The organism is Litchfieldia stipae, assembly GCF_014837155.1.
GTDB lineage: Bacteria > Bacillota > Bacilli > Bacillales > Bacillaceae_L > Litchfieldia.
In genome coordinates this window covers 1-7,850 of record NZ_JACYHA010000043.1, presented here as the reverse complement: position 1 = coordinate 7,850, position 7,850 = coordinate 1, and the positions used below count along the sequence as shown (strand labels likewise).

Here is a 7,850-nt window from a genome sequence, read left to right as displayed (position 1 = left end):
CAGCCTCAATCTTGCGGACCAAATGGTCCGCAGGCACAAGTTGTTCTAAAGCTATCATTTCTATTTGGTCACGATTCATCTGTGTATTTTTAGTTAGCATTTCATTCACCCTAATAAATTTCTCTGTACCTTAATTATACAAAAAGACTGCCAACAATCCCGAATTTATTCGAATTTGTCAACAGTCTGAAAGAAGGTAATTAAATACCTTCTTTTTCTGTATCTTAATATATCAATCAAGGTGACCTGCTTTTCTAAAAGTTGTAGACATTGCTTTTTTTTCTTTTCACTGTCATTCCAAGAAGGGAAAAAATGAATGGTGCAGAATTAGTAATATAAATAATTTCTCGAAAGGTGAGATAGATGAAAGAACGGCATATAAATCTTTTCAAACAGTTAGAAACTTATCGAGCTGATGTTTTAGATAGTTTAAATGGAGTAAGTGCAGAAGAAGCTGAGGTCATCCCCAATAATTTTAAGAATAATATTAGATGGAACATGGGACATATTTATTTGGATCAATACCTATGGATTGAGGCTTTAACAAAGGAGAAAACAGAGGTTCCAGATAATTTTCGAGATTGGTTTGGTTATGGCACGACACCGATTCATTTTTCAACTGAAACACCTTCTTATATAGAATTAAAGAAGTTGTTGAAAGGACAACCTACCAACTTGATGCAAAATTTTGGTCATCGACTAGAAGAAGTATATCCTCCTACTGAAATGGGGATGAGAACAATTGAACAAGTATTAATTCGAACTATCTTTCACGAAGGAATGCATCTGCAAGCAATCAATGATATTAAAAAATGGTTACTATAACAAGTTCTAACTCGTGTTCAACCGCCTCTCCTTAAAGCTGGAGAGGCTAGTTTGTAAGTCGTTTTTTTACGAAAATGGAATTTTTAAAGATTTGTCAGAAAATAAGGAAAGCGAATTGACAAATGTAAGAATTTTATTAAACTAAAAATAGTTCTATCCTCAAATTTACTCCGATTTTACTTCTACAAATTAAGCCACATTGAACCACTTTTTTTCACTCGCTTTATCATCATTCGTTTTTAAAATCCGTCTGACGTTCCATTGAATGTATCAACTTTGTATGTGAAATTGAGGATATGACCATTGGATAGGAGGAGGAATCCTATGGGATTTGAAGAAGAATATCTGGACTTTTTGAATGCTCATTTGCAGGTAAGATCCGGTGAGCGATTGCGGCGTTTGGAGGAAGGGCATAGTCAAGCTGAAATGCTGTTTTTGAAGCAAGTATGGTGGCCAATCTTTTTCCAGTTCAAGTATCTTCATCCAGAATATGAAGTCGATGATTTCAAGGATGGTAAAAGGTATTTGGATTTTGCTTATATTCGTCCGGGCATCCGGATATGTATTGAGGTCGATGGCTATGGTCCGCACCTAAGGAATATAAGCAGATGGCAATTTTCAGACAACCTGGAACGGCAGAATCAGTTAGTGATTGATGGATGGACTGTGATCCGCTTTTCTTATGATCAAGTGAATGAGAAGCCTCGTCGATGTCAACAGATTGTTCAGCAAGTGATTGGACGATGGCTTGGTGATGAACTGGACGAGTCCTCTTTGACGATTTTCGAAAAGGAAGTAATTCGAATAGCGGTTCGAAAAGGAGTAGCCATATCCCCTAAAGAGGTTGAGAAGTATTTGAAGCTAAGTGACAAGACGGTAAGAAAAGTGCTTTCTCAATTAGTTGAAAAAAGGATATTGATTCCGGCATCAGGGATTAAGAGGGTACGCTCTTATCGATTGGCTGATCAGGTTAAGCGTAAGGTTTGATAAATAGAGGGAAAATTTCCGCTAATTTAGAAAAAATTACAGAAAATAGCTAAAATAGAGGAAGAAATTCCGCCTATTACTTCAAAAAAGGAGAAAATAGACGGTTTTTTCTCACATAGCCGGAAAATCTTCCGTTATTTACTTCAATATGAGCTCAATTTTGCAAATAACGGAAAAACCTTCCCTTATTAATTACTAGCCCGAGTCCCATCCATCAAATAACCAAAACCTCGCCCCTTAATCACCACCCCAAGCCTCACCAGTCAAGAAAGCTTCCCCATCACGTTTTCATGATAAGCCTCACCAACATTGAGAATGAAGTGAAGGATGTCCTCAGCGGCATTGGAATTGATAAAATCTCGTTGGCTGATGATCATTTCATTTAGTTTTTGACCATTGTTTTCTAATAAATTTGTTAGTGTGTATTTAATTTCCTTAGGGTCTTTGCATACTACGCCTAAATTAAATTTCTCGGCAAAGATTGGATTATGCTCTTCTTGACCTGGCAAAGCTCCGGTGATGATTAGGGGTGTATTGGTGGCGATTGCCTCGAACATGACATTTGGGCTGCCTCTTGTGAAGGCGATATCAGATGCTAGCATTAAATCTTGGATATTTTGGATGTAGCCATACACCTCTACACGGTCACCATACCTTGCTTTAAGTGACATTTCTAACTTCGTTTTAAGCTTCGCATTTTTTCCAGCTACAATTTTGACGTTACAATCAAAGTGTAGTAGCAGACTTTCGGCTATTTTCTTCATATTTCCTACACCTTCACCACCACTCATTATCAAGCATGTTAATGGCTCTCCCGGTTGATAGAATCTACGTTGATTTGGGCTCGCAGGGAAAAAACGAGCTCTCACAGGAAAACCAGAAACCTTTATTTTTTCATCTGGAATCCCGAATTCAATACATTTATTTTGAGCTTCAAACGTAGGGCTAATAATATAATTGGCTCTTTTGTCTGCCCAGAGAGGAAAGATATTCACAAGATCGGCAATCAGAGTAAAGAAGGGAATCTTTATGTTTTGTTTTTCTAATATATTCAAGATGGAGCCGTTAAAGTTAGGATGAACAGATAAAATGATGTCTGGCTTCACCTCTTCTAGTAATTGAAGAAAGTTATCCCTGATTAGCGATTCAACAAAATGGTCTACTAAGTGTGGCTTTAAAGCTGATAGCTTCCAAATCATTTTCCATAGACTTTCAGAGTTTCTAGTAAGGGGACCGTAGGATTGGCCGATTTTTAGAAGCAATCGTTTACCAAGTGAAAATCCATCTACTACAATAATATTTACTTCTTGTGATGGGACTCTCTCACACAGAGATTCTGTGATACTTTTATGACCATGTCCGGTAATATCAGATGAAATAATTAATAAATTCTTTTTCATAAGATCAGCCCTTTTTTAAGATTCATGTATTTTCTAATTGTTTAATGACCTTCTTGTATTGCTTTAAGGAGTAGAGGCTACCGATAAAGCCGTTCTTAATTTTGTAATCAGCTGAAACAGAGAGAATAGCAAGATTGGGAAAGAACTTATTTGAACGGAATCGAAGGTCTTTCCAATAGATGAGATAGCCATTTTTTCTAGTGTGAACAAATGGATAAGCATAATGAGTGCTAGAAAGAAAAGCAGAAACAAAAGGGTGACTTTTGCTGTCAGAAACGAGATCTGGAAACTCTATTTGTTTAAACAGAGAATGGTCAACCTTAAGGCTTCCTTTTGAGAACACGCCAAATATAAAATCTTCTTCAGTCTCAATGATTACATCCCAATGAAATAAGGAAATCCGTGGGATTAGTTTGATGCGAATGGCATGGCGAAAATGGAGCTGTAATGTTCTCTTTGTGAGCACTGTCGAGATAGTCCGAATAGCAAGGTAAAGAAAAATACATAAATAAACGACGAAGAATACGATGCCCATTTCATAAAATGGAAGCAGACAAAAACCAAGCAAATGAAGAAATAGAATCATAGGATCCACTAAGGGAATCGAGTCAAATGCAATCCACTTTTTGGAGAAGGGGCGTAATACTTGAGTTCCATGTACATTAAATAAATCAAAAAACACATGCAGTATGACAGCTAGGAATGTCCATAAGAATAAGTGAAGAAACGATAAATCAGGAAGAATTAAATAGATGATACCTGAAACCGCGATGCTCCACAGTGGCAATGTCAGCAAGGAGTGAGACAAGGCGCGATGGTTCCGAATATAGCTGCCTTTCCCTTTCATTCGAAAGACGAAGTCGAAATCAGGGGCATTTGAACCAATCACTGTACCGAACATGACGGCCTGGGACAGGGTAGAATGATTAGCAACAACGGGATCAATCTGTGCAAGTGCAGCTAATCCCAATCCCATAATGACGTGTGAACTCGTATCCATCCAATCACTCCTTAACATTGGTGTTATTCTGAAATAGGCTAGAGGTGAATCCACATAAGATATGGTATATTTCCTCTTCATTATAGTTGGTGTATGTTCCTTCATTCATAATTCAATGTAAAGGTTATGTATAGTTTCTGTTTAAATAGACGAGGCATTGGAGGAAAATCAGTGAAACTGTAACATAAAAATTACAATAAATTAACAAAAACAAGACAAGATTCTGAATATTTAAATGATAAACTAATTCAGGTTGTCAAAATATGTTGCATCTAGATGATAGGTGTAAAAATATGTGTTTTTCATGGATGAAAACATAGGAGGAGATTGGATGAAGAGTAGCAAGAAATTCGGTTTGTTTAGTAAGGTCATTCTTACGGGAACATTATTAGTATCAGGAATTCCGATGTATGCTGGAGCAGCAGAAACGGGATATCAAGACGCATTGGAAGTCAAAAAAATAGCGGGTTATAAAATGGGTGAGGCCAATGAGGATGGTGGGGTTGCTGAAATTGTTAAATACAATTCAGATAACAAAAAATTCTACGTCATTAATGGTCAGGAACAAACACTTGATATTGTAAGTCTAGAAGGTTTAACGTCATCTGATACCGTTCAACAGCTTCAAAAAGAAAAATCAATTAATATTGCAGAGGCCATCCAAGATAACAATTTTACATATGGAGATTTAACGAGCATCGATATTAGTACGTCTCAGGATATGATTGCAGTAGCTGTTCAAGAAAAAGATTATACAAAGCCTGGGAAGATCGTTGTTATTGACTATGATGGGGAAATGAAAGCTGAATATGAAGCTGGTATTCAACCTGATATGGTTAAAATAACTGAAGATGGAAAGTATATTTTATCTGCGGATGAGGCTGAACCACGTCTTGGTTTAGGAAATGTTGATCCAGAAGGCTCAATTACCATTGTTGATATGAATTCTGGAAATAGTAAACGAGTGAAATTTGATGATGAAAGTGTCATTGCGGATGATGTTCACATTCGCAATAATGGGACGAAAGCGGATGCAATCAAGGACTTAGAACCTGAATACATTGCCGTATCTAAGGATGGAAAAAAGGCATATGTCACTTTGCAGGAGAATAATGCCATTGCGACAATTGATATTGAAAATGGAAAGGTTTTATCTGTAAAGTCTCTTGGATATAAAGATCATTCTGTGCCTGGAAATGAACTTGATGCTGCGAGAAATGGGAAAATAGAGTTTGAAAATCTTCCTATTTTAGGAGCTTATATGCCAGATGCTGTTGCATCCGTAAATATTGGTGGCACAGAATATTTAGTTACGGGTAATGAGGGAGATGCAACAGAGTGGGGTGAGGATGAATCCGAATTTCTAAATGTAGCAGACTTTAAAGATATCAAGGACTCTATTACTCTTACGAAGTCTTTCCAAGGGATGTCTGCTGAAGAAGCACAAGCAGTATTTGATAGAATGAAAGGTTCTAAGGATTATGACAAGCTTGAAGTACTAACAGATCGCGGTACAGATGCGATTTATACATTGGGCGCCCGTTCTTTCTCGATTTGGAAGGCTGATACAATGGAACTTGTTTATGACAGTGGAAGTGATTTCGAACAGATCACAGCAGAACGCCTTCCAGATTATTTCAACTGGTCAAATGATGACGATGAAATGGACAAGCGTAGTGCGAAAAAAGGTCCGGAGCCTGAAGATGTAAAGGTTGGAGTGATTGGTGATCAAGTCTATGCATTTATCGGTCTTGAGCGAATTGGTGGTGTCATGACCTATAATATTTCAAATCCAGGAAATGCGCAGTTTGCCAACTATCTAAATAGTAGAGATTTCTCTGCTAAAATTGCAGGAGACGTAGCACCAGAAGGCCTTGAATTTGTTTCCCAAGATCTTAGTCCAACAGGTCGTCCACTTGTAATTGTAGGAAATGAGGTAAGTGGAACGGTTGCGGTGAATGAATATCAAGTGGCGATTCAACCAACAACACCAGAAGAACCTGAAGACAATGGTGAAGAAACGCCTTCAGAGAATGAAGACACGAATCCAGGAGAAGAAATACCTTCGGAAAATGAAGACACGGATCCAGGAGAAGAAACACCTTCAGAAAATGAAGACACAAATCCAGGTGAAGAACCAAAAGAAGATGAAGATACTAATACAGATGAAGAACTAACAGAAGAAGACGCGAATACAGGTGGAAGTGTAACTGAAGATAAAGACTCCAATACGAATGAAAAACAAACTGATAAAAACAATTCAGGACATAAACTACCAAATACAGCAACAAACCAATTTAATCTCATCGCAATTGGCTTCATTTTATTCGTTTTAGGTGCGATTGGAATATTCGTAAATAGAAGAAAAGCAATCTAAGGTGAAATTTCCAATCAACTGAGGTCCCTCTGACTTATAGGGGGATCTTTTTTTCGTCTAGTCAGAAATGTTCAGATAAAAATCATAAATTAGTGGTCATAATTAACTAAAAGAGAGGCACGATATAATCAAACTGGCTTGCCGGACTAGGGGCGATGTTAAAAATGATGGGAACTGACTTCTGGAGTCATACCATTTGGTTTATCCTACTTGGCATTACGACGATTATTGAGTTAGTAATTATTTTTTTCAATGTCAAACAACGAAGACCTGTTTTTGCTTTGTATCTAACGGTTAGTGGGATGACATTTTTATTTGAAATGATGATTTTATCTGTTTTAAAAGCTTATACATATTATCCGAAGCTTGTTCCGAACTCTCCACCAGATGATTCGATTGCCGGAAATCTATTTTCACAGTTTTCAGTATCGGCCACAGCCTTACTACTTGCCTCATTGAAACTGAAGCATTATTGGTATCTAGTATTTGCACTTCTCTATGGTTTGATTGAGGAATTATTTAAAGCTTTGGGTGTATATGAACAAAACTGGTATCGAACGTGGATGACCGTTGTTTTTTTAACATTCTTTTTTTGGATAGTAAAGCATGCTTATCGTATTTGTTTTACCCGACTGAAAGGTGTTCTTTGGTACCTAGCGATTTTTCTTGGATTGTTGACATTGCATCAGAATACTCTTGTTTGGGTGTTACGCATAACTGGTATTCAGAAATTTAGCGAGCATTTGCTCCCTGATAAACAACATAGTCTTATTCTATTATCGAGTTTGTATATGTTAATACTTGGTTCGCTTATTATACTTATTTATTTTGCAGGAATTAAGTGGAAATGGAAAATAGCAGTGATTGTATTCCTTTATATGTTGCATTATTTTGCGATGAAGCTTGAATTAATTAACTACAAAGAGGGATGGTTTTGGGTCTCTACATCCATTTCAATATGGGGAATGTACTTTTATACGTATATTCTGGATAAGTTATATTCTAGTCGGGTGGAAGTTGAAAGAAGTAAGCTAGGGTAAGTAAATGTAAAACCGCTAATCATTGATTAGTGGTTTTTATATATTGCAAACATAACTATATTGAATTTATATAAAATTTATATATCAAGCTTATACTCGAAGGAGCTAGAAAAGGAGCATTCCTGTTAGAAGGGTTTTCGGGGACTTGAACAAAAAGAGCCCTCTTGGTATGATGCGGGGTGTCAAATCGTCGACGAAATGACCCCTAATTTGTAACCAAG

Annotated in this window: 6 protein-coding genes; 4 read left to right on the top strand and 2 right to left on the bottom strand. The window is 37.0% G+C overall.

Annotation, left to right across the window (positions count from 1 at the left end; all coding sequences use genetic code 11):
• Positions 1-363: 363 nt before the first annotated feature.
• Both F7888_RS22105 and F7888_RS22100 read left to right on the top strand, forming a co-directional pair.
• Positions 364-825, top strand: coding sequence for a DinB family protein (locus F7888_RS22105; RefSeq protein ID WP_191783533.1), 462 nt, complete (start codon positions 364-366; stop codon positions 823-825).
• A 303-nt stretch (positions 826-1,128) separates the two neighbouring features.
• Positions 1,129-1,812, top strand: coding sequence for a DNA-binding response regulator (locus F7888_RS22100; RefSeq protein WP_318246348.1), 684 nt, complete (start codon positions 1,129-1,131; stop codon positions 1,810-1,812).
• 263 nt (positions 1,813-2,075) lie between these two features.
• On the opposite strand, the gene F7888_RS22095 is transcribed toward F7888_RS22100, so the two are convergent.
• Together F7888_RS22095 and F7888_RS22090 are read right to left on the bottom strand one after the other, a co-directional pair.
• A complete protein-coding gene (locus tag F7888_RS22095; RefSeq protein ID WP_191783532.1) occupies positions 2,076-3,212 on the bottom strand; it encodes an MGDG synthase family glycosyltransferase in 1,137 nt (378 codons plus the stop codon).
• 22 nt (positions 3,213-3,234) lie between these two features.
• A complete protein-coding gene (locus F7888_RS22090) occupies positions 3,235-4,212 on the bottom strand; it encodes a metal-dependent hydrolase (RefSeq protein ID WP_191783530.1) in 978 nt (325 codons plus the stop codon).
• 331 nt (positions 4,213-4,543) lie between these two features.
• Here F7888_RS22090 and F7888_RS22085 point away from each other — a divergent pair, with 331 nt between their 5' ends.
• Positions 4,544-6,589, top strand: coding sequence for a choice-of-anchor I family protein (locus tag F7888_RS22085; protein ID WP_191783528.1), 2,046 nt, complete (start codon positions 4,544-4,546; stop codon positions 6,587-6,589).
• A 164-nt stretch (positions 6,590-6,753) separates the two neighbouring features.
• Positions 6,754-7,629 carry a hypothetical protein gene (locus F7888_RS22080; protein ID WP_191783526.1) on the top strand — a complete coding sequence of 292 codons (876 nt, stop codon included), beginning with the start codon at positions 6,754-6,756 and terminating at the stop codon, positions 7,627-7,629.
• Positions 7,630-7,850: the final 221 nt, after the last annotated feature.